Below are 418 nucleotides of genomic sequence, written 5' to 3'. Positions count from 1 at the left end.
CGCGGAGACGGGACCGGAGAGCCAGTAGCGGCGCCGCTGGAACGCGTACGTCGGCAGCGCGACCCGCGGGGCCCGGGCCGCGCCGTAGACCGCGCGCCAATCCACCGGCGCGCCCGCCGCGTAGGCCGAGCCCACGCCGGACATCAGCACGGCGGCGGCAGAGACGGCAGCCTCGCCCGCCTCCTCGTCGCGCGGTGCGCGGGAGAGGGCGATCCAGTGGAGGGGTTCGTCCGGGAGGCATTCCTGTCCCATGGCGGTCAGGACGGGGGCAGGCCCGACCTCCACGAACGTCGAGACGCCGGTCCTGGCCGCGGCCTGTACGCCGTCGGCGAAGCGGACGGCGCCGCGTACGTGCCGGACCCAGTACTCCGGATCACAGACCGTCTGCGCATCGGCGACCTCGCCCGTGACGTTCGAG

1 protein-coding gene is annotated in these 418 nt (G+C 75.1%); it reads right to left on the bottom strand.

The features are described 5' to 3' along the window. Positions 1 to 418, bottom strand: a 418-nt coding sequence (locus tag LG396_RS38960) for a hypothetical protein (RefSeq protein ID WP_225798338.1), incomplete at both ends; no start/stop codon positions are given.

Origin of the sequence: Streptomyces aculeolatus (assembly GCF_020400605.1) — a bacterium.
GTDB classification, from domain to species: domain Bacteria; phylum Actinomycetota; class Actinomycetes; order Streptomycetales; family Streptomycetaceae; genus Streptomyces; species Streptomyces aculeolatus.
The sequence above is the reverse complement of the archived record's forward strand: the minus strand, read 5'-3'. Positions and strand labels throughout refer to the sequence as shown.